The sequence below is a fragment of the Pseudoalteromonas sp. EB27 genome (genome assembly GCF_001974875.1).
Taxonomy (GTDB): Bacteria; Pseudomonadota; Gammaproteobacteria; order Enterobacterales; family Alteromonadaceae; genus Pseudoalteromonas.
On the sequence record NZ_MTQD01000004.1, the window covers coordinates 204,571 to 226,688 of the forward strand.

General features: G+C 38.7%; 17 protein-coding genes. All 17 read right to left on the reverse strand.

Annotated elements, in window-relative coordinates; genetic code table 11:
• Window positions 1-68: 68 nt before the first annotated feature.
• The 17 genes from BW142_RS06500 to tssA all read right to left on the reverse strand — a co-directional run bounded on the left by BW142_RS06500 (window position 69) and on the right by tssA (window position 21,945).
• Window positions 69-503, reverse strand: a complete 435-nt coding sequence (locus BW142_RS06500; protein ID WP_076924327.1) for a hypothetical protein — start codon at window positions 501-503, stop codon at window positions 69-71.
• Window positions 500-5,302 (reverse strand): RHS repeat-associated core domain-containing protein, encoded by a 4,803-nt coding sequence (locus BW142_RS06510; protein ID WP_143475910.1) that lies wholly within the window; start codon window positions 5,300-5,302, stop codon window positions 500-502. The genes BW142_RS06500 and BW142_RS06510 overlap by 4 nt, the downstream gene beginning before the upstream one ends.
• The gene (locus tag BW142_RS06515; RefSeq protein ID WP_024595242.1) at window positions 5,302-6,153 is read right to left on the reverse strand and encodes a hypothetical protein; all 852 of its coding nucleotides are present in this window, start codon (window positions 6,151-6,153) and stop codon (window positions 5,302-5,304) included. Before BW142_RS06515 ends, BW142_RS06510 begins: the two co-directional genes overlap by 1 nt.
• Window positions 6,150-7,178 carry a hypothetical protein gene (locus BW142_RS06520; protein ID WP_076924328.1) on the reverse strand — a complete coding sequence of 343 codons (1,029 nt, stop codon included), beginning with the start codon at window positions 7,176-7,178 and terminating at the stop codon, window positions 6,150-6,152. Before BW142_RS06520 ends, BW142_RS06515 begins: the two co-directional genes overlap by 4 nt.
• A gap of 2 nt (window positions 7,179-7,180) precedes the next feature.
• Window positions 7,181-7,471, reverse strand: a complete 291-nt coding sequence (locus tag BW142_RS06525) for a PAAR domain-containing protein (protein ID WP_024595244.1) — start codon at window positions 7,469-7,471, stop codon at window positions 7,181-7,183.
• Window positions 7,472-7,506: 35 nt separating this feature from the next.
• Window positions 7,507-7,863, reverse strand: coding sequence for a hypothetical protein (locus tag BW142_RS06530; RefSeq protein WP_076924329.1), 357 nt, complete (start codon window positions 7,861-7,863; stop codon window positions 7,507-7,509).
• Between the two features lie 7 nt (window positions 7,864-7,870).
• Window positions 7,871-9,748, reverse strand: coding sequence for a type VI secretion system tip protein TssI/VgrG (tssI, locus tag BW142_RS06535; protein ID WP_076924330.1), 1,878 nt, complete (start codon window positions 9,746-9,748; stop codon window positions 7,871-7,873).
• A gap of 73 nt (window positions 9,749-9,821) precedes the next feature.
• Window positions 9,822-10,301: a type VI secretion system tube protein Hcp gene (locus BW142_RS06540; protein WP_024594574.1), complete on the reverse strand. Its 480-nt coding sequence runs from the start codon at window positions 10,299-10,301 to the stop codon at window positions 9,822-9,824.
• Window positions 10,302-10,551: 250 nt separating this feature from the next.
• Window positions 10,552-13,155, reverse strand: a complete 2,604-nt coding sequence (gene tssH / locus BW142_RS06545) for a type VI secretion system ATPase TssH (protein WP_076924331.1) — start codon at window positions 13,153-13,155, stop codon at window positions 10,552-10,554.
• Between the two features lie 22 nt (window positions 13,156-13,177).
• Entirely contained in the window at window positions 13,178-14,167 is a 990-nt protein-coding gene (gene tssG, locus BW142_RS06550) for a type VI secretion system baseplate subunit TssG (protein ID WP_076924332.1), read from the reverse strand.
• The gene (gene tssF, locus BW142_RS06555; RefSeq protein WP_076924333.1) at window positions 14,164-15,990 is read right to left on the reverse strand and encodes a type VI secretion system baseplate subunit TssF; all 1,827 of its coding nucleotides are present in this window, start codon (window positions 15,988-15,990) and stop codon (window positions 14,164-14,166) included. Before tssF ends, tssG begins: the two co-directional genes overlap by 4 nt.
• Window positions 15,987-16,472 (reverse strand): type VI secretion system baseplate subunit TssE, encoded by a 486-nt coding sequence (tssE, locus tag BW142_RS06560; RefSeq protein ID WP_024594570.1) that lies wholly within the window; start codon window positions 16,470-16,472, stop codon window positions 15,987-15,989. Before tssE ends, tssF begins: the two co-directional genes overlap by 4 nt.
• A gap of 17 nt (window positions 16,473-16,489) precedes the next feature.
• Window positions 16,490-17,257: a type VI secretion system accessory protein TagJ gene (locus tag BW142_RS06565; protein ID WP_076924334.1), complete on the reverse strand. Its 768-nt coding sequence runs from the start codon at window positions 17,255-17,257 to the stop codon at window positions 16,490-16,492.
• Window positions 17,258-17,259: 2 nt separating this feature from the next.
• Window positions 17,260-18,786, reverse strand: a complete 1,527-nt coding sequence (gene tssC, locus BW142_RS06570; protein WP_076924335.1) for a type VI secretion system contractile sheath large subunit — start codon at window positions 18,784-18,786, stop codon at window positions 17,260-17,262.
• A gap of 36 nt (window positions 18,787-18,822) precedes the next feature.
• Complete coding sequence (gene tssC / locus BW142_RS06575) at window positions 18,823-20,313, reverse strand: type VI secretion system contractile sheath large subunit (protein ID WP_024598492.1); 1,491 nt, start codon at window positions 20,311-20,313, stop codon at window positions 18,823-18,825.
• Window positions 20,310-20,813 (reverse strand): type VI secretion system contractile sheath small subunit, encoded by a 504-nt coding sequence (tssB, locus tag BW142_RS06580; RefSeq protein ID WP_024598491.1) that lies wholly within the window; start codon window positions 20,811-20,813, stop codon window positions 20,310-20,312. The genes tssC (BW142_RS06575) and tssB overlap by 4 nt, the downstream gene beginning before the upstream one ends.
• 16 nt (window positions 20,814-20,829) lie before the next feature.
• Window positions 20,830-21,945 (reverse strand): type VI secretion system protein TssA, encoded by a 1,116-nt coding sequence (tssA, locus tag BW142_RS06585; protein WP_024598490.1) that lies wholly within the window; start codon window positions 21,943-21,945, stop codon window positions 20,830-20,832.
• Window positions 21,946-22,118 lie beyond the last annotated feature (173 nt).

Below are 22,118 nucleotides of genomic sequence, written 5' to 3' on the forward strand. Positions count from 1 at the left end.
GACTTCAAGGGATCGTCCATATATGTCTAGTTTATTTTCTTAGTTTCTAGTTTATTTTCAGAACGAATCTAAGTACTTTCTTTAAGCCACCAAACCTTTAAACTATTCGGAGGTATATTAATTAACTCGATATCCTCTTCGCTATCATCAAAATCTGTTCCATCAGGAAAGCGCGGGAAAGATACATTATTGATGAAGCGATCATACTTTGCTTCGCTACAAGAAGGGCACTCAGGTAAACTTAACAAAAATCGGTCAAGTTTACCCTTGTAGTACTTCCTATATTCACTCCCGCTATCTGGAACTGAGTTTGGCTTAACCTCTGCCAATATAGCGTTAGTTCTGGCCGTAGCCCAGACGATTGTATTACAACAGGAACATTGCCCCCCAACTACTTCACTATCATGCCAAGTGAAATAGCATAATCCATGCTGTTCCATGCCCTTGACTTTAGCAGGCTGAATACCAAGTTCATCTGCACCCCGTAAAATTAAATTGCTCATGGGCTTATTTTCCTATCTAAAATTAACGTTATTGCATCAGAGTCATAGCGACCACCAAACAAAGTAATTGCTCGATTATTTCCGTTCTTTCTACTACTTGGATACAAAATTCCATTATAACCGGCGTCGAATGCTTGGTTGGAAATCTGATTTGTATAACCGTATATTGTTTTCTGCTGAACAGGATTATCGACTTTCGCAGCCAATTTTGCTGGGTCAATACTCATTTTTTTAAGCACATTCGGATCTGTCAAATCCAAAATATTATCCACTCGCACATCACCAACAAACAGAGACTTCCCATCTAAATTTTTACGGACTTCTACATATGAGGTAACAACATTTTCACCAAAGTAAACATCTTCACCAGTTGGGCGATACGTAGGGTCAGAAAAGCGATATTGCGCACTTGGATTTGTACTTAATGCGGGGAAATTTGAATCATATATTTTATGTCCATCCATATGCACATCAGAGCCACTACCAGAAATAATATTCGGTTCGTTATTTGAAGCTTTTAATGCATTTTTAGCACCTTTAGTCCCATTCAAAACAGTCTTACCGCCAGCTAAGGTAGCAGCAATTTCAACAGATTTATGCGCCATTGTAGCAAGTGCTGGTGAACCTGTCGCCTCAAGCGTCGCATCACCAAGCGCTGCCATATTGTCTTCATAATACTCTTGCACGATCGGAGCTAACTTCTCTGATACGGCTTGCCCTGCATCAGTAAATGGGCCTATTTGATTGGATTGTACACTTTCTATGGTATGAACCGCTGCATCTATATCACCTCCTGACATAGCGAGAGTGACAATACCTGCACCACCAGCTACAACATCAACTACTGAGTTGAATAATCCAGAAACAAATAAATCAAGTCCGCCTGTAACTGCATCAAAGGCATTAATCTGCTCAACCATCTCGTCAGCTGTGCATCCTGATTGCTCTTGTTTACAAATATTTTCTATTTGGCTTCTAAGATCACCTGAAATCTCTGGCTTTGCATCAAGCGCTGCTTTTACTTTTGCCTGCCCCTCTTTACACAACAGCCCCATTGGATCCACCCAATTCACCGGGTTTGGCGCGTATTGATAGTGGTTTATGCCACCCACTAAACCAATTGGATCTTGATTTATAAATCGCTGTTGTTTTGGGCTGTAGTAGCGATAACGGTTGTAATGCAGGCCGCTCTCTTCATCAAAATACTGCCCTTGAAAACGAATTGGCTGAGTGAAGCTATTTTTATTGCTTATCTCTGATTCTTCATAACCATACACATCGGCTTGATTTTCCCACACTACTTCTGCTTTGTTGTTGGTTACAAAACATGGAGTATTCAGTTGGTCTAGGTGGTAGTAGTACACCTCACCTTGTTTAATTAGCGCGACCGGGTGAAATTGATTTGGTAGGTTGATATACCAGGTATATTCACCGTGTTGGTATTCACCGATTAACTGGTCGTTATCCCAAATGTAATCAATTTTGCCTTGCTCGGTGTGCTTGGCTATACGACGACCTAATGGGTCGTAGTCGTATTGAGTAAGCGTACCGTTGTTATTAAAACAACTTAGCTGATTAAATGCGTTATATTCACGGCGGGTTTTTATGCCTTTACCGGTTTCGCGTATTTGGTTACCGAATTCATCATAATGAAAGTCGCTATCGCCAAAGTGGGTTAAACGGTCGGCATCAGTGATGCCTGTAATAACCCCATCGTCTTCGCTTAGCTCACTAGCAACCGTTGCTGTGCTTGAATCACTGTACTCACTATGAATTACATTACGTGTGCTTTCTGACTGATTACTTTCAACCTTATTGGTCGCATCGCTATTATCATTTGGCTGAGTAGTTTGCTGCTCGGCTAATTCGTTATTTTGAATTCTTGATTGGCTAACTGGGTTACCAAAACTATCCCACTGGTATTGCCTGGTTTTTGTATTCTCACCACTGGCTAGGTTTTGTTGAATTAACTGGCCTAGGCTGTTGTACTCAAAATTAATATTATGACTACTAACGCCTTCCTCTTTACGCGCAATCAGCTGGTTGATGCTGTCGTAGTTGTACGTACAGGTATCAAATAGCGCTTGCGCAGGATGGGTTAACTGCTGTTGTGTTAAGCGGTTAAATACATCAAATTGTTGGGTAAGGGTTATATCATTACCAAACTTTTGCGTTTGAATATTACCTTGACTGTCATAGCTAAGCGCTGCAAGTTCAACAGCCGTGCTATTGGCTTGCTGTAAGTGAATAGCACTTAGCTGGCCAAATTTATTGTAGCTATATTTAAGTGTACTTGAATCTGGCAAGGTCAGTGATTGCCTTCTGCCGTATTCGTCGTAGCTGTATTTTAAGGTATGTGCTTGTTGCTGGTTATTAACTTGCTCGGCGTACAGTAGCCTGCCGCCTTTATCAAACGTTTTTTTAAGTGTTGATTGCGCATTATGTGCACGCGCAATTTTACCTTGCTTTGTGTAGCTGTAGTAATTGGCGTTATTAATTATATGTGAGTCGCTTGCAAGGCTTGCATGCTGCGCAGTTACGCGGCCAAGGCTGTCGCGCTCTATTTTTACATAGCGTTTGTTGCTTTGCGTTACTGAGGCTAAGCGATTACAGGCATCGTATTTATACTGCTGTAGCGTACCATCAAACCCGGTTATTTGTGTTGGGTTTTCGTTCGCGTCGTAACTTATGCGGTATACGTGGCCGTCGCTTCGCTCTATGGCTGTTAAGTTTCGCTCTTTGTCGTACGTTAAATGCAGGGCGCTGCCATCGGGCTGAATAACACAATGCGGTTGGCTTAGCCCTTCAAAGTGCTGCTCGGTGGTGTCGCCTTTGCTGTTTTGCGAGCTAATTAATCGCCCTGCTTCGTCGTAGCTAAAGTATTGATGCTGCTTATTTTCAGGCTCGTTTTCATCAAAGGCAATTGTTTGTGTAAGCTGGCCGTGCTCATTGTATTTATATTGGGTGAGTAAGCCTGCGTTATTCAGTGTGGCATTTACGCGGCCTAGGCTGTCGTAGCTGTAACGTATTAACTCATCGTTATAATGCTTTGCTAATAGCTCGCCTTGCTCGTTCCAAATAAATTTGGTGATTTGACCATTTTTATTAATATGCTGGGTTAACTGGCCGAGCTTATCGTAGCTGTATAATGTGGTGCGGCCATCACCAAAGGTTTCGCTTTGTAATAAGCCAGCCACACTGTATTTACGCGTAATGGTTTGCCCATCAGGTAGGGTAGTTAATACACGTTGCCCAAGTTGGTTGTAAGCAAAATGGGTTTGGCTACCATCTGGCTGCGTTATTGTTTCTAATTGGCCGAAAGGTGTGTAGCTATAGCGCGTTGTGCTGCTATCGGGCTTAATTTCACTGAGCTTTTGGCCTTGCGCATTGTATGTATATTGCCAAACGTTGCCGTTAGGGTCGGTATGTTTTACCAATTTACCTTGTGCGTTATGTACAAAGTGCTCTTTGTGGCCGCGTGAGTCTATACAGGTTGTTTCACCAGCCTCTAAGTTATATTCAAACTGGTAAGTATAGGTGTTGTTATCGCCCCATTGTTTTATACATTTAGCGCTGGGTGAGTAGCTATCCCACTCAAAATGATGGCTAAAGCCACTGGCTCGGGTACGCTTTGTTAATAAATTAGCGGCGTTGTAGGCGTAACGCTCAGTTTCGTTTTGCTGATTAGTAGACTGAACAAGGTTTTTGTTTTCGTCGTACTCGTAGCTTGCTAGTAATGGCGATAGTAATTGCTGTTTGTTGTTTTTATCGGTGCAGTACGCTGCTATTTTGCTTAATAAACCTTGCGCGTTGTAGCTAATAATGCAGCCACGTACTTTGTTTACTTCTATGCGGTGTAGGCGCTCTTTTGCATCGTAATAAAACGCGATGCTTTGGCCTTTTTCGTTAATTATTTTTTCAAGCAACCACGCGCTTTCGCCTGGTTTAAAGGTAAGGTGTTGGTCATCTGGCGTTACAAGTACTTGCTTACCATTTGTTTGGTAATGCAGTGCAAGGTTACTACTTAACTGATAGCTCGATTGGCCAGGCTTTACCTTTTCAAATTTATGTTTAGCGCCGTGCTCGTCTTGATACTCTAACCAGTAGGTGCCTTTTTGTTTAGGACCCACTTTTGGCGGCGGCAAGTAATGCTCTGTAAGGCTTGCCATAAAGTCATGGCGCCAACCATTACCCATTGTTATACACACATCAGCATGAGATGAGCGATACAAACGTCGCCACACTAATTGGCGACTGCCCGCCAATGTAAAGTCGATAAGCGGGAGGATTTCTTCGCCAGAGAGCATTGATACCGGATCTGAACGGCACTCTTGATTTGTAATGGGCTCTTCGCTTGCGGTGTTATTACTTGCACCGCCAGTGTTTTTAGCGGGTGCTTGCGATGCGCTTTTCCCTGATGCTGTTGAGCTTGGTTTTTTGCTCGACTTTTTGCCAGCTGCTCTACTATTGGTGTTATCACTAACTTGAATAGATGACTTTGCTTTTTGGTGATAACACGTTACAGCGCCAGCTATTAAAGCTTGGGTAAGTGCACTTGCGGTTTCGCGGGCAGAGGCGCTGCGTGGGCAGCTAACGCCTGCGCTATTTAATAAGTTAATTACGTCGAGGCGTTTGGCAGCATCGCCAGTTAGCGCACCACCAATTTCAGCTATTTGCTGTTTAGCACTTTGTGCCGTGTTTGCTACTGCAGGTGCATAGCCAGAGGGCGTTTGGCCTTTACCAGCAACGAGGCAAATGGGGTAACTTGATCCTTGTAAAACAACTGTATTACTTTGCATTAGTTGTGTACTTCCTCACTTATCCATAAGTATGATGCTGCGGCCTGGTATTTTGATTGTTCTTGAGAAATCACTAACGCATGTTTAAAGTGATTTACAATAGCCGGGCTTGAGGTCAATTGATATAAATTGACGAGTCCTTCAAGCGCACCAATTTTACCTAATTTGTAATTAGGTAATTCATAATGTGTATGCTCACTAATTAAATTACTGAGCAATTGTAAATTTGTTAACCACACATCGCTTTCGTGGTTTACGCCATTACCTGGCGCACATATAAAATCTATTCGTTTTTTACTATTAAGCGCAATGTTAGAAAAAATCCCACTTAATTGGTTATGCTTTATAAAATCTACAGATGGAGCCAGTTCGTGGCTTTGTTGCATCCAACCAGTTTTAACCGCTGTAACAGTTGCAAATGCACCACCAACACCTCGATAGGCATATTCACCATTTATATTTGCTTTGTATGTTGCGTCTACTGCAAGTACGTTAACCTTTTTCCACTGATTTTTTTGCACAAGTTCGATCATTGTATTAGCGCCTGTAGCACCATAAAACAAAATATGACTTACATGCTGTGGAAATAACTGTTTTAAACTATTTGCCAAAAGTTGCTTAAGCTCGCCTTGGTATTCAAGCGCAGGAAGCAACCAAACTAAAGGTGCTTGTAAGTCTTCAACTTTTGCAAATAATTCTTTTGCTTTTAATATGCAATCGTAAATGCATGCATTCCACGATTGCCATTCTTTAAACTCATTTGATGCAGACTCTTCGCCGTATAAAAGCTCATCTATGTCTTGAGAAAATGGCGCTAAAAAACACTCCATATTAATATTAAAAGCACTCACAACACGGCCTCCGCAGCTAACTTTTTAGCAGTAGCGTATTGGTAGTAGTTATATAAGTTAAATACAGCTTGGCTATAGCTATCCATAGCAGACATTTCTATAGCATTTAACTTAGTATTTAGCGCTTTACCTGCTATTAAGCGCGAAGATGAAAGCTCGCCCTCAAACTTTGGCCAGTTAGTGTGTAACTGACGCTTAAATTCACTACACGATAACTCATCACCTTGCCATGCTTGCAGTTGTGTTTCAAAGCTCACCAATAAATCAAGCTTATCGCCAAGCAAGCGCCTTATTAAAGCAATAATGGTATGTGGTTCTTCAACTTTATTTAAAAAAGTATTAGCTAATGGAATTAATTTTGCAAAGCTACTTTGCAGTAATACCTGCATGGTTTGGTCAACCGTTAAAGTGTTGCTTGCATGGTTGCCAACTACATTCACCTGTTCCCAACTAAGTGATAATAAAAAAAGCGACATTAACGGAGAATTAATAAGCCCAGCATTGCATAAGTGTTTAAACGTATTTATTACTTCGGTATTTTTGGCTTGGCTACTTATTAATAAATTTTGCTCCAACGCTGGCTGTAAATGCTCAAGTGACTCTTGATTAGTAGTTAATGCAAAGCACAAAGTTTTTAAGTCAATATAAGCGATTAAATTCAAGCTATGCTGCTGTAACAAAACTTTATAAATAATTAATTTAGTTAGGCTATGTAAGGTAGGCTCGTTCATTAAAGCGTTAATAAACGCTAAGTTAATGTTTTGAGGCAAATTAGCCATTACCTCAACGCATGCTTGTGCAGCGGAATCAATATTGGGGTCACTTTGTAAAAAAGTGATTAATTGCACTAAATCTGGCTGGCTAAATTTTTGTGGGACGTTATTTTTCTTAGCCGTTAACCAACATGCTTCTAATAGCTTTGTTTTAAGTGTTTTTATAAAACCTACGCATGTAAAAGGGCAATATTGTGCTTCACTAATTGCTAGCAGTTGCGCTTTATGATTACTTAGGTATGTAGATAGCAAGGTTAGCCACCTATTAATACTGTAGGGTTGCCAACAACAATTTTACCGCCGTGGGAGCTGTCATCACCCATTCTAGCTGCAGGCTTACCGTTAATTTTAACCGAGCCAGAACCCGATTTAATACTATCTGGTGGGCCAATACACACCATCATGTCGCCTTTACGCGCAGCAGGCATTCCACCAATTAAGACATTAGTTGAACCAATAACTACAGGGCCGCCTACATGCGGCACTGTGCCGGTTGTTTTAGGACACACATGCATGTGACCAATTGTAGCTGCGGGCTTGCCCATAAAGACTCCTTGTCTGTTTATATTTTTAAATAAAACTAATCAAATAAAGGGATAATTAATAACTTGCTGTGCGCCACTAATAGAGATAAACACTCTATTAATTCACTTTGAGAATAATCTGAAAGTGCAACAGGGCTTTGCATAGCATATTGGTATAATCCCGACACAACATCTTCACTATTTAATACTGAGTGTAAATTATTTAAAAACTGGCCAGCGTAATAACCATTCATTGCTTTTAGGTGACTTAATGCTGGATTTAGCAATGGATCGTCTGGTCTATTAATTGGCAAACATATTAAATGCGCAAGCCCATAACGGCAATATACAACATATCCGTTATTATTAATGCCGTTTCTAAGTCCTGAATGAAAGCTATTTATTATTTCCATATTTGCACTAATTTAATTTAATCATTCCAGCTGATAAAGTAATAGCACTGCCGTCAACTTTAACATTACTACCTTTAATATTTATATTAGTGCCTTCAATAGTTATATTACCATTACTGCTCATTTTAATTTGTGCAGAGCCTGTTTTAATAACTATTTCATCACCCGCTTCTATATTTAATGTTTTACCTACTTTTAAAGTATCGTTTTCACCCATTTCGGCAATACGATTTTTAGCAACATTAAGGGTGTCGTTGTTAGCAATATCTGTTTTTCTGTCGTTGCCAATTTCGATGTTGTGGTCGTGATCTGTCTTATCGTTTTGATCGTTTTTAACATAGAGCTGCTTGTCTTTTTCTGCTTGAAGATAAACCAGCTCACTGCCTTTTTTATCTTCAAACCTAAGCTCGTTAAAATTATCTGCTCCGCCTTCTTTTGTAGAACGCGTTTTTATGCCGCTTTGCGTTTTTTCTGCCGGTAATGCATACGGAGGCATTAAGTCTGCGTTATACACGGCCCCACTTATTATAGGTTGATCTGGGTCGCCATTTATAAAATCCACAAGTACTTCTTGGCCAACGCGAGGGAAGAAAAAAGCCCCCCACTTTTTACCAGCCCAGTTTTGGGCAACGCGGATCCAACACGAACTTTTAGAATCTTTTTTGCCTTCTCTGTCCCAATCAAATTGCACTTTTACACGACCATATTGGTCAATCATAATTTCATCAGCGCTATCGCCAGTTACGATTGCCGTTTGGACCCCGTTTATTACAGGCTTTTTCTTATTTATTTGTGCTCTGTAAGGGATTTCTTTTGGGACACATTCAAAGTGATTTGAATAAACTTCTTCTACCGATGACTGCTGCGAACCTGATTGGTTGGGTACTGTAATTGAAGTCATCATAGAGGTAATAACAAATGTTTTACCTTCAAGACGAGGGTCTTCGTGCTTTTTAAAACTAAATAACTTACCTACAGTAAATGAGCGGCAATCACTGCGCCCACTAGAAAGCTTCATGTCTCTTTGCAGTGACTCTAGCTGCACAGACGCTAGATTAGCAGCGCGCGGGTGGCACTCTTGCTCGCCCGTGTATTCAAAAATTTCAGAGACCGATTGAGTAGGAAGTTCAGCGTTTGCTTGCTCGCCATCTGGGTATCGTGATGGCTGTTTAAAATCGTAACCAACACGTTTAAAACTACCAGGGGCAATACTTAAGCCACCTTGCCAGCGCGATACGTGTGATTCGCTTAAATGGCCAGTTGAAAATACAACTTTGCCTTCATTACATACTTCGTAAGCCGTAATATCATCAGCTAATACAAGCGTATGGTTACTGTTTGAGTGTTCAAAAAAGTAAAAAATACCTTCTTGTTGGAATAAGCGCTGAATAAAATCAAAATCAGACTCTTGATACTGAACACAATATTCATATTTAGGGTAGGTTTTACTGGTTTTATCGCTAAAGGCAACATTGTGTTGGCCAAATAAATCAGCAAATATTTCTTTAATTGTTTTCTTTTGAAAAATGCGGCTATTTTTACGATTGCGCATTGAAGCTGCGAATGGAACTATCGTCGCTTGATAATCTATATAATTTTTTTGCTCGTCAACATCAGCCGTACGGCTGCCATTTGAAACCAAATGACTAACAATGCCGTGGTAGTAACGCTCACCACCGCCATCTGCATTTTTTACTTTAATAGATACAGGTTTACCCACTAAGTCTTCGTGCGCGATTTGTTTACCAATAGTGTACATATTGGCAGACATAACAAACAAATCAGACATTGCCTCTTGGGCAACAAAGCGAGTTAAATAGAGGGCATCTTTACCAACAGGGGTGCTAATTTGAATTACGTTTTTATCTTGTGTTGCTTTTTGCATTCCTTGCTTTTCCCGTCCTAAAGATCAAAAAAAGCTCTGAGCAATGCCCAGAGCCATTATAAGGTAACAAATATTACATTTGTTGACCTTTAACACCGCTGTAACCGTATACAAGAGGAGCAGTAATGTTATTTTTGTCGTCTGTTGGAGTAACAGTCATCATCATTTCTGTGTAGCTGATAGTGATTGTTTCGATTGGACGATCATTTTGTACTGAAACTGAGTAGCTAGAAATCATTGCATCTGTAAGTTCGATTTTCATGATTTCTTCAACCTTATCACCTTGCTTAGTGATATGGAAAACAGCTGGTAAACCTTTACCGATTGTCGCTTCTTTGAAAAGATCCGGAGATGCTTTATCTTGAAGTTTAGTGATTGTTACGTCACCAAGGCGAGTAGAGCTTGACTCACGGTCCATCGCTGTACCAGTAGCTGAGCTAATTTCGCGACTTACATTCCAATCAAGAGATAAAACTGTAATTAAATCTTTGAAAGACTCAGCAGTAGTTTCGCCTTTGATTGAACCGTATTTTAAATATGTATTTGCTTGCATTTGATAATGCTCCTTTTTATTAAACAATGTTATCCATTAATACTGGATTCTTTACTTTGGTATATACCAAAATTCCTTTGAAACCATTATCTTTAATACAGCAATGAAAAGGCCTTCTGATTCCTTTCCTTAGATGAAGACAATGTCTCAAAAATTCCATGTAGTGATATCAGGCACCAAAATTATAATGCCCTCAAACTAAAGAAACAACCTTAATAACAAGTTATTTCAAATTAACTTTAATTAACCTTTAATTCAGCTCTAGTTCAAATTCATTATCTTTTAATAATAGCGATATACTATTAATTTCTTTGTCGTCAATCATGCTAGAAAGTAAAACCTCAGACAACAATGGCAGCACTCTATTTTGAAGTATAGTGTGAATATTACGTGCACCTGAGCCTGCATTTTGGCAATTAGCAATAATATATTCAATTACATCGTCATTATAAATTAACTCTGCATTGTAGTGTTTTTTAACACGTTTAATTATTTTATTTATTTGAATAGCGGCAATTTCAGTAAGAATATCGTCACTTAATGGAATGTAAGGAATTACATTAATACGACCTAAAAATGCCGGTTTAAATGAAGCAAGTAAATCATCTTGTAATGCCTTTAATAAACCCTTGATGCTTGGTTTACTTTCTTCGTCTTCAAATAAGCTCATTGTGGTATCTGTGCCCACGTTTGAGGTCATAATAATGATTGTGTTTTTAAAGTCGATATCGCGGCCTTCACCGTCTTTAATTGTACCTTTATCAAACACTTGATAAAAAATATCTTGTACGCCTGGGTGTGCTTTTTCCATCTCATCCAAAAGTACAACACTGTATGGCTTTCTTCTTACAGCCTCGGTTAATATTCCTCCTTCACCGTAACCTACATACCCTGGAGGAGAGCCAAGTAATAAAGACACTTTATGTTCTTCTTTGAACTCAGACATATTAATTACGGTAACGTTGTCTTCACTGCCATATACTTCTTGAGCAAGTGATAGAGCTGTTTCGGTTTTACCTACACCGCTCGGCCCAGCTAACATAAATATACCATTAGGGCGGCTTTCATCTGCTAGCTGAGCACGCGATGTTTGAACAACTTTAGCTATTAAATCAAGAGAATGGTCTTGCCCTACAACGCGTTGCTTCATTTGTGTGGCTAAATTTAAAATCCCATGAATTTCATCTTCATGCATTTTACCAACAGGAATACCCGTCCAATCTGAAATAACTTGTGCAATTAGCTCCTCGTTGACTTGCCAATGCACCATATTATGTTCAAAAGCGGCTAGTTTTTCTTTACTAGCTCTAAGCTTATTGAGTACTTCTTGAGATGACTCTTCATCTTGTGAGTTAATAAGCTCTAACGCTTGATTAAGCTCAGCGACTATTTCTTTTTCAGTTTTAAATTGCGCTTTTAAAGGCTCTAATTGCTCTTCAATTGTAATAAGCTCTGCTTTTAAAGTGTCTAACGGCTCTGCGTGATCTAAACCTGTTTTTTGTTCTCTATTAAGCATTTTTACTTGTGTTTCTATTTCGCTTAAGCGATTTACAAGCTGCTCAATAGTATTTGGAGTAGATGCTTGGCTCATTGCAACACGTGCACAAGCTGTATCTAATAGCGCCACAGCTTTGTCTGGCAATTGTCTAGCCGTAATATAACGATGAGATAAATGCACTGCGCCTTCAAGTGCTTGCTCAGAGATAAACACCTTGTGATGCTTTTCCATTACCGGCACTAAGCCACGTAACATAGCTACGGCTTTTTCGGGCGTTGGCTCTTCAACTTTTACAACTTGGAATCGGCGCGTTAATGCAGCGTCTTTCTCAAAAAACTTTTTGTATTCAGCCCAAGTAGTCGCCGCTATTGTGCGTAATTCGCCACGTGCTAAAGCGGGCTTTAATAGGTTTGCCGCATCATTTTGACCCGCTGCACCACCGCTACCAATCATGGTATGTGCTTCATCAATAAACAAAACAACCGGATTTACCGCATTTTTTACTTCGTTGATAAGCGATTTGAGGCGATTTTCGAATTCACCTTTCATACCCGCACCAGCTTGTAGTAGTGCTAAATCTAAACTGTGAATTTTTACATTTTGTAATACAGCCGGTACATCTTTTTGAGCAATTCTTAACGCGAGCCCTTCAACAACTGCTGTTTTACCTACACCTGCTTCACCAGTTAAAATTGGGTTGTTTTGACGACGCCTTGTTAAAATGTCAACCATTTGGCGAATTTCGAAGTCACGACCAAGAATAGGGTCGATTTTTCCAGCGAGTGCTTGGGCAGTTAAATCAACAGTGAATTGATCTAAGCTTGGGGTTTTAGAGCCAGCATTTGCCTGAGTCGACGTATTTTGTACTGAATGGTTACGCTCTTGAGATTGCGCAACGATTTCAGGCCATGCATGAAGCAATTGACCTGGTTCTATTTTATTAAATAACTTACTACAACGTGTTACTAAGCTGGATAATGTATCGTCTTTGGTAAGGGTATAAATAACATATGCACTACGAATTTGATTATCTGTAAACTCAATACTAGTACTTAACCATGATTGCTTGAGGAGACTGGTTACATGCACTGACAAACTAGGAGATGACTCACTACCCGTTTTAAACGACTCTAATGATTGATTTAAATCCTGCTGAACTTTATCAATATCTATATCGAATGAGCCAAAAATCAGTCTAACGTCATCTAGTTGCTGCTCAATCATTGAAAGTAGCCAATGCTCAAGTTCAACCGTGAAATGACTGCGGCTATTACATATAGCAACAGCACCTTCTAGGCTTTTTCTGCAATCAGGACTCAGTTTTTCAACTAGTTTATTCAGTGTCATCGAAGACATACTTTTTTCCTTTTAATTTTAATTATCCCTTAAACGATAACTTAGTAGGGTTAGATTTTAATTTGTTATCTTGTACAGATAAGAAGCTATTGGCACCTAACTGACACTCATTTTTTGAAAGTTTAGCGGCACCTAAATTTTGAAAATTTGACTCAATGACTAAGCGAAAGTTAATGGCATTTCCAACATAGTCTTTTGTTATTTTATTCGCGATTTCGAAAAGCGGACCTTTGGGCAAAAGTTGTTTTGCTTTATCTGGATCATCTGATTTTATGTGAATTTCGATATTAGAAGATACGTCCCATACTTTATTTCCAATAATGGTATCAACGCCTAAACGGGCGTGCTGGCCTTCATATAATGCTTGGCTTGCTAAACGGGTTTGTTCTTGCTCTTTTAGCTCGTGCCATTGGCCAACCATTTGTTTAATTGATACTTCACAGCCTAAGTATGACGAAAGTACATTTTTTAAATCAAATGCATTTCTAATTTTACGGCTATATAAACCCGAAAAATGCAGTTGGTGTTCGTTGTAACCACCACTTAATAGACCCAGTATTTGTGTATAAGGATCTCTGTTTCTATCTTTATTTACGTGATTAAGCGATGGTTTATATTTTTTCCAAGCACGGTAATACAGTGAGATTAAACGATGATTAAACATGTCGTAAAAGTCACGCATGGTTGTATCTTTATAGCGCAAACGCTGCATCACGAGTTCGCTATAAAACTGGGGTAAAGCGCCTGAACAACCCGTTAGCCCCATAAAAGAAACCTGCATATTTACTTTATGCATACCGTCTTCGAAACCTATTTCTTCTAATTTGGTAATTGCATTACCTGGATAGCCAAACTTTTGGGTAGCTGTAAACTTAATCAACTCTTGCTTTGGATTACTGTCGTAACCGACATGTCGATAATCTAAGCCGCGCTTTTTGAGCTGATTTTCAATTATGAAAACAGCTTTATAAAAATCAATTTGAGAAGCTTGTGAGATTATTTGCTTAATCATAATAATGGACTGTCACCCACTCTTGCAGGCCATTGAAAATAAATTTGTTCTTGCTCTTTAAGCCTTAAGCTTAAACGTGTGTAGCTATTTATTGCTGCAAATTGAGCAAAAAAGTGATCAAGTATTGATGCAAAGAAAAACATCCCGCTGCCAGAAAAATCATCGTTAGCAAATGTAATTTCTATTTCGCTGCCTGTGGCAAAGCTTACTTTACCTTTTTGAATAACACGGGCTGTTGAGGGCTCTATTACCACTCTATAAATATTATCTATCATACCCTTAGTTTGTGGCGATGCTCTAAAATCGTATAAACGTAAAACTTCTTTGAGCTTATTACATGCATCTTCACCACTAAAGGTATCTAGCGTTAAATGATTAACTAACTGCCAACGTGTTGCATCAGCTAATATAGGTCTCACTGCATGAGTAAATGGCGTTAAACATCTAATTTTTTTAATTACATCGCCGCGCTCAGGCATTAATAAACCAAGTTCGTCATCACCAAAGGGCATGCTTGCTGGTAGGTTACGATTACTACAATTTGCGCGCACAGTAAGTACAGAGTTTCCGTCACCATATTCCATCGCACTATTTTCAAAAGTAGCATCAACTAACGATAAAAATGTTTCGGTTCCTGACTCTACATAACCGCCAGCCCAAGAGGCAGTTTCTCGACGAATATGCCAAAACAAATCATCATGTCCATGATATTTAGGATGTGTTTGACCATAAAAAGGCGAAACAATTTGTTTATTGCCTTTATGATCAAATGCAATAACTTCCGATATACCAATTACTTCTGATATTTCCGAGTCCATATAACGCGGTGTTAACTGATATTCATATTCACTGATCTCAGGTCGTATTGGCTCAAGCTCTTGTTCAAATAAGTTTATTATTGGTGTACAGCCTAATAAGAACATATCTTTATCTACTTGCTTTTCAAGCTCAGCAGATTCAGTATCTAGGTAAATATAAATACTACATTTATTAGATTGCTTAGGCAGTGATGAAAGAATGCCTTCAAGCTCAAAAAACCTAAACTTCTCAGGAAAAGTAAAATTTTCGACGAGCAAACGATATCCGGCAGATGAGCGCTGCGAATAAGGAACCACAGCCTCGTTAGAATCAAAGCCCACTGCTTTTAATTGGTTTTTTGACAGATATCTAATACCTTCATCGCCATTGTCTATAGCAATACCAATACTATGTTTGAACAGTAGTTCGTAAACTTTAAGTGTATGATGCCATTGGCCATTGATAAAAATCCGTAATTTTTCAAGGCCAGTTTCTGCAAGCGAAACCCCTTTATACTCACCTGTTAATTCTATTTTGAAAATAGATTTTGCTTTTTCTTGCCAGCGAGGCTTAGGCGCTACAAATGGGCTATTATCAAATTGCACATTTGTTATTTCAACAGGCCAAAGGTAGGTTTCATAACACGTTTGAAATTTACATTGCTTCATTGAGTCAACGTTAGTTTCTACTTCACTTGCCTTTGGTATAACAACACCTGCCGTAGATAAGTTCTCAGCTTCAAGCTTAACAACCGACATTGATGGAATTGGCGCTTGGTAATCTGGTAGCATTTGCCCTAGCAAAGCATCCGTTAACTCCGGGAAGCTATCGTCGAGCTTTTGCCTTATGTTGGCGGTTAAAAATGCAAACGATTCTATTAATCTTGATACATGAGGGTCTTCAATATGATCTTCACTTAACTTTAAACGCCCTGCAACTTTTGGATATTTTTCAGCAAAGTCTTTACCTAAGTGACGCACAAATGCTAATTCACGATTGTAATACTTCAATAACTCATCGTTCATAATGATGCCTCAATAATCTTCATACCCAAGTTCACGGGCTCTACTTCTGAATCAAAACTAATAAACTCTGGCTCAGGATCAGCGTATAAAAGCGCATTAATTCTTAAATTTAATACTCTGTTTAAAGGCACTTCTTCGTCTGTAAACACTTCAACTTCAAGAAACCGTGGCTCAAATTTTAAAATTGTATTTCTGACGGTTTCGCACAGTAATGCGCGCCCTTCGTGAGAGCTTACAGACATACTCGAAAAGTCAGGTAAACCATAAGACAAACATGAAGTAGCTAGCTCAGTATATTGAGTTGGCCATGTATGCCACTGAATTCGAGCATTTAGCAAAGCTTCAATATCTCTGCGCACGTTTTTTCTAAGCTCACTAATAGTGATGCCTTCGGTACGTGATGGTGCATCCTGAAAATCAGGCTCGTCATCAATGAGCCTATCTATTATAGATGCTTGAAGCTGTTGTTTATGCTCTATCATGGTTGCTTAAACTTAAATTATGCTGTTTCAAGTGAGCTTATTTTTAAATTTGGAATAGTGATAGCTTCATCATCAACAAACAGCATTTTCATTCCCTTGCCTATAATAAATTCATCTTTTAGCTCGACCCAATCAGACACTTGACCTAGCTTTTCAAGTTCTGATTCAGAGTTAATATAAACAAGTGGTAAATGAGCTGTACCTGACGGGCCATCTTTAATCGTAATTTCAACACGTAACCAAATGCTTTCTAATAAAGACTCTACTGGCTCCATTTTCAAAGATTCAATTTCGTTAAAGTTAGCTAAATAAAACTCACCATTAGTCCCTAAAACCTCTAGGTATGGGTTTAAGCAATCATCAAGATCTCTTGCTGATGCCTCGCCTGTGCTAACTCTTATAGATTCCATTTCCTGAGCTAACTGAGCTGCTTCGTCGGTTGAACCTTCTAACAGAGCAACATGCATTTTCAAAAATAGTGTGTCTAATTCATTCGCATCATGAAATAACTTAGGGATGCCTTTACCTTGATAAAAATCTACACGAGATTGCTGAGCACGAATTAGGTGTCTTAAATTTACTGCACCTACTGCAAATTCAGGATTTTTTTGCACCATAAAATCTAGTTGTTTATCGGCTTTCTCAAGCTCACCATTTATGCAAAGTAGCTCGGCGTAAATACTTCTGATATCAAAATTTAGTGGCTCATCTTGAAGCTCTGTAGCACAACAAGATAAAGCATCAGTAAGTTTCCCCTCGCGAATTAAGCTATGTATTTTTTTCATGACTATTCCTTTATTTTATGATGAGGACTGAGCTCAGTAATTAATTTAATACTGGAGATCATCTGATCTAATTGAAAATGTGGCTGTAATTGTAAAACAGAAAAGTAATGCCCAGGATTGGCTTTATTTTCACTGACTTTTATTCTGGCATTACTTAAAGGGTACTTACTTCTTATATGCTCTGAGGCAGAGTCTGAAGCAGTAGTATAATTATTTATCCATGCTTGTAAGTCTCGCTCACAAGCTTGCGCCGTGTTGTAAGACCCAACACGGTCGCGAGCTAATAACTTTAAATAGTGAGCAAAGCGAGATACACATAAAATATATTGCAGCATAGAAGATAATCGCGCATTTATATTAGCAGCGCTTGATTCATAGTTTTTAGTTTTTTGAACCGACGCATTACTATAAAAAACAATGTGTTCTGTATTGGTTACTGACGATGTTGGGATAAAGCCAAGCTCAGAAAATTGCTTTTCAAATTTGCTTGTTACTAACAAGTTTAGTGGTGGCTTTGCTTCTTTTTGATAAGTGTCGTTTGCAAAACTATCTCTAGCCAGCCCAGTTACCAATCCCTTTGAAATTTTACCCGGCTCAATACCGCGAATATGTCCAAACCAGCCACTGTCGCAATATGCTCTTATTATGGTAGATACAAATTGATATGCTGCATTGCCCCAAAGCATATCGCTTTCGGGGTCTTTAATCTGCTCTTTAAAGTAAAAATCTTGATGACGTTTACCATCATTGCTATATGGCGATCTAACTAATACATGAGGAAGCGTAAGCCCAATGAAACGAGATTCTTCCATCGCTCTAAAGCTTTGCCATTTAGCGTATTCAGGTTGTTCAAACTGATTAAACAAATCGGCGTAATAGCCTAAATCAGAAAAGTTATCTGCACCAAATAAGTTAGGAGAAGCGGAGCAAATGAATGGAGAAAAAGCCGCAGCAGCGGTTCTAGATATTTCTTTTATTGTGTCTATGTCATTATAAATTGTGCCCGCTGAGCACATGTTACTAATTTCGTAATCACCTATAACAACACCAAATGGCTCGCCACCTGCGCTATCAAATTCACTCTGATAAAGCAGTTGAAAAAATAAACTTTGGTCAAAATCAATGGCTTTGTTTACATCTTTAGAGAGTGTTGCCCAATCGCAGTTCAATACTTTTATTTTTACTTTATTTTCTTTGTCGTATTGTTCGCATTGAAGTATCAGCCACCAAAGATTACGCCAACTGGCTTCTAACTTTTGAAATCTATCATTATGAATAATTAGGTTTAATTGTTCTGAAATGAGCTGATCGAGCTCAACAATTACGCGCTGTAAATAAGGACCCAGTGATTCTTTAGTCCATGAAATAGGTGAATCTGAAGAGCCTTCAAGCCATAATAACAATGCTTTATCTAGGTTTTTTTCGTTTAAAAACCTATCGAGTAAAGCCTCATTATCACTTATTCGAGACTGCGCTTTTTGTACAAAAGCGAAGTCTTGATTTATAAATGAAAACTCTTCGTGATTCATTCTACTGCATTATCCTTAACGCTAAAGATCAGTTTATTAACCGATCTCTGGAATTTTAGCTACAAGACGTAAAGAAGAAGTAAGCTCTTCCATTTGTAGCCAAGGTCGTAACCATGCAACTGCATTGTATGCACCTGGCTGACCTGGAATTTCCTTAACCGATACTTTTGCATCAGCTAGAGGATAACGCGCTCTGATATCTTGACCACCACCCTCAGTCGCATTTACGTACGATAAGATCCAACGGTTTAACCAAGATTCAACATCTTCCGCTTCCATAAAGCTACCAATTTTGTCGCGCGCCATTACTTTTAAGTAATGAGCAAAACGAGAAGTAGCCATCAAGTAAGGTAAGCGAGCCGATATTGCCGCATTTGCTGTTGCATCAGGAGTAGAGTAAATTTGTGGTTTTTGACAGCTTTGGCCACCAAAAAATACTGCATAATCTGTATTTTTGTAATGACAAAGAGGTAAGAAACCTAACTTGCTTAGTTCTGCTTCACGTCGGTCTGTAATGCCAATTTCAGTCGGACATTTAAGATCTGGATCGCCATCATCGCTAGTGAAAATATGCGTAGGAAGACCTTCTACTTTACCGCCACCTTCAGCACCACGTATTGCAGTACAAAAACCATACTGAGCGAATGCTTTAGTCATATTAGTAGCCATAGCATATGCAGCATTACTCCAGCAATAGTCGCTGTTATCAGTGCTTAATGAACGGCCATCTTTTGGCTCTACTTCAAACTCTTCGTAGTTAAATTCTTCAACTGGTTTTGAAGCTGCGCCATAAGGCAGACGAGATAGGAAACGAGGCATTGTTAGTGATACAAAGCGTGAATCATCACTGTCTCTAAACGAGCGCCATTTTGTGTATTCTAGAGATTCAAATACTTTTTCTAAATCGCGAGGTTTAGTTAGCTCTTCCCAATTATCAAAACCAAATAATGAAGGAGATGAAGCTGCAATAAACGGACAGAAACCAGCTGCTGCAACATTAGACATTAGGCTTAATGTTTCAACGTCTTCAGGATGATTAGTAAACTCAAAGTCACCTACGATAGTACCGTAAGGTTCGCCACCTGGAGTACCAAATTCAGATTCATAGATTTTCTTAAATGTTTGACTTTGATCAAATTCAACAGCTTTACTTAAGTCTTTATGAAGTTCTTTTTTCTTCATATTTAGCATACGAATTTTAAGTGTAGCACTTGTCTCAGAATTCATCACTAAATGGTGCAAACCTCGCCAAGAGCCTTCTAACTTTTGAAACTCTTCGCTATGCATAACTACACTTAGCTGTTTAGATATTTTTTGGTCGATTAATTGAATCGCTTCATTAAACGTCACTGTCATGTTTTTGTTCCACTGAACAGTCCCTTTTAAGGCTTCTTCTGTCAGTGTTTTAAGTAACTCTTCTGCACGGCTTGCATCTGTTTGTTTAGTTGCGCCAATTGCTTGCTCTAAAAGTGAAGACGTTGCTTCTGAAGTAGACTCTAATTCAGTACTTAGTTGCTCTGTACTCATTTTTCAGTCTCCTCTATTTTTAGTTCTTTTGCGATAGAGTCTAAGCTTGCTGTATTGCTTAATACTTCTTCAAGTACGTTTTCTAATTCTTCTGAGCGATCAATCTTAGTCATTAAATCGCGTAACTTGTTGCGTGTTTCCATTAATTTACGTAATGGTTCAACTTGATTCACAACAGCTGCTGGCTCAAAATCGTCAATCGATTTAAAGTTAAGTTTTACTTCAAATTCAGAACCATCATCATTAAGCGTATTATCAACTAATAATTTTAGTGAAGGGCTCATACGCTTTAAAACGTCATTAAAGTTTTCACGATCTATTTGCACAAATCGTCTATCTTTAAGTGGTTTTAATGCTTCAGTGTTATCACCAGAGAAGTCGCCCATAACACCAACAACAAATGGTAATTCTTTTTTTACTGCAGTGCCTTCAGTTTCCACATCATAAGTGATGTGTACGCGAGGCTTACGAACTCGTTTTAATTTATCATGGATACTCATAGAGAACTCCTTTTACTTATGTTTCAGTTTCGCTGATTTTAATGCCAGACAACTTAAAGTACCCAGTCCTAGCATCACTATCTGTAATTAATTCATTTAACAATTCAGGTAGCGACAACTCGCTCCATCGAATTACTTGCTCTATGGTGTAAGACATAGGCGAGTGTGGTTCTGTTTTTCTAAAAAAAGATGCAATTTCTTTGAGTTTATCTATCGCACTTTCTCTTGAGTTAATTTCGTTATTAGCTTTTACAGTTTGATTTACAGTAGTTTGACCTTCTTCGTCATCACTGTGAACAACTTCTTGTACCGCATTGAGAGCTGCTTTAGCTTTTTCTGCAGCTTCAAGTTTATCAGCCGCAACATGTTCAACAGCTCCAAGGCTAACTTCTAACGCTTGCTTTATGTTAGACGTTGGCTGAGGTTGACCTGTCACTCTATCCATAACTTCGCTTAATAAAGCAAACTGTTCAATAGCACTTTCGATATCATGCTTCAAAGTCACAAAAAATTCAGTACTGGTTTCTGATGCACTTCTTTCTATGAGTTCATAGTCAACCGCACCTAGATTAAGCTTTTTCTCTCTTTTTTCATCACTTAAACGAGAAATGTCGTAGCCTTGTTGATACTCCCAAAAAGAGTACGATTCCATACTGGAACTGTCTGTCAAGTAGATGCTTTTAATAGGAATTATTAAAGTACCTTCACCAGCAGAGCCATTAAGACCAACTAAAGCTGAAATTTTATCGGATAACTCATCATCGTCATCTAATGACGGATACAGCTTATCAAAATAACTATCGAGCAGATTATGAGCAACCTTAAAACCAAAAGCTAAGCCTTTAAAACCGTGAATACGGCAAAGGCCTTCTATAAACCAAGCTAAATATTCAATATCTTTGCTTTCGTTTTTAATTGCTTTACTGCATTGTTCTAATAAAGGAAGCCAATCTCTTGCTAATGAAGAAATACCTTCTTCATCAACCAACGCATTTCTTTCTGCGGCACGAAGCTGGTTTCTTAAATCTTTTAAGGCGTAATAAGTCGACGTAGGAGAAACATCAGAACGGGGATCAATACCTGCAATCTCGGTGTCTGAAATAGGGGAAATATACTCTTCAAATAAAAACATTCCGTCGTCCTAATAATTATCCATAAAACTCTAATAAAGCTGAGCGGATTTTATATTACATTCTTTATAATAAATTACAAGCCTAGTTACAATTGAGTTTAAACCTTAATTATTGCTTTTACATAAACAATTAGAATATTAATATACTTTAAATTAATAAATGTAATTAAAGT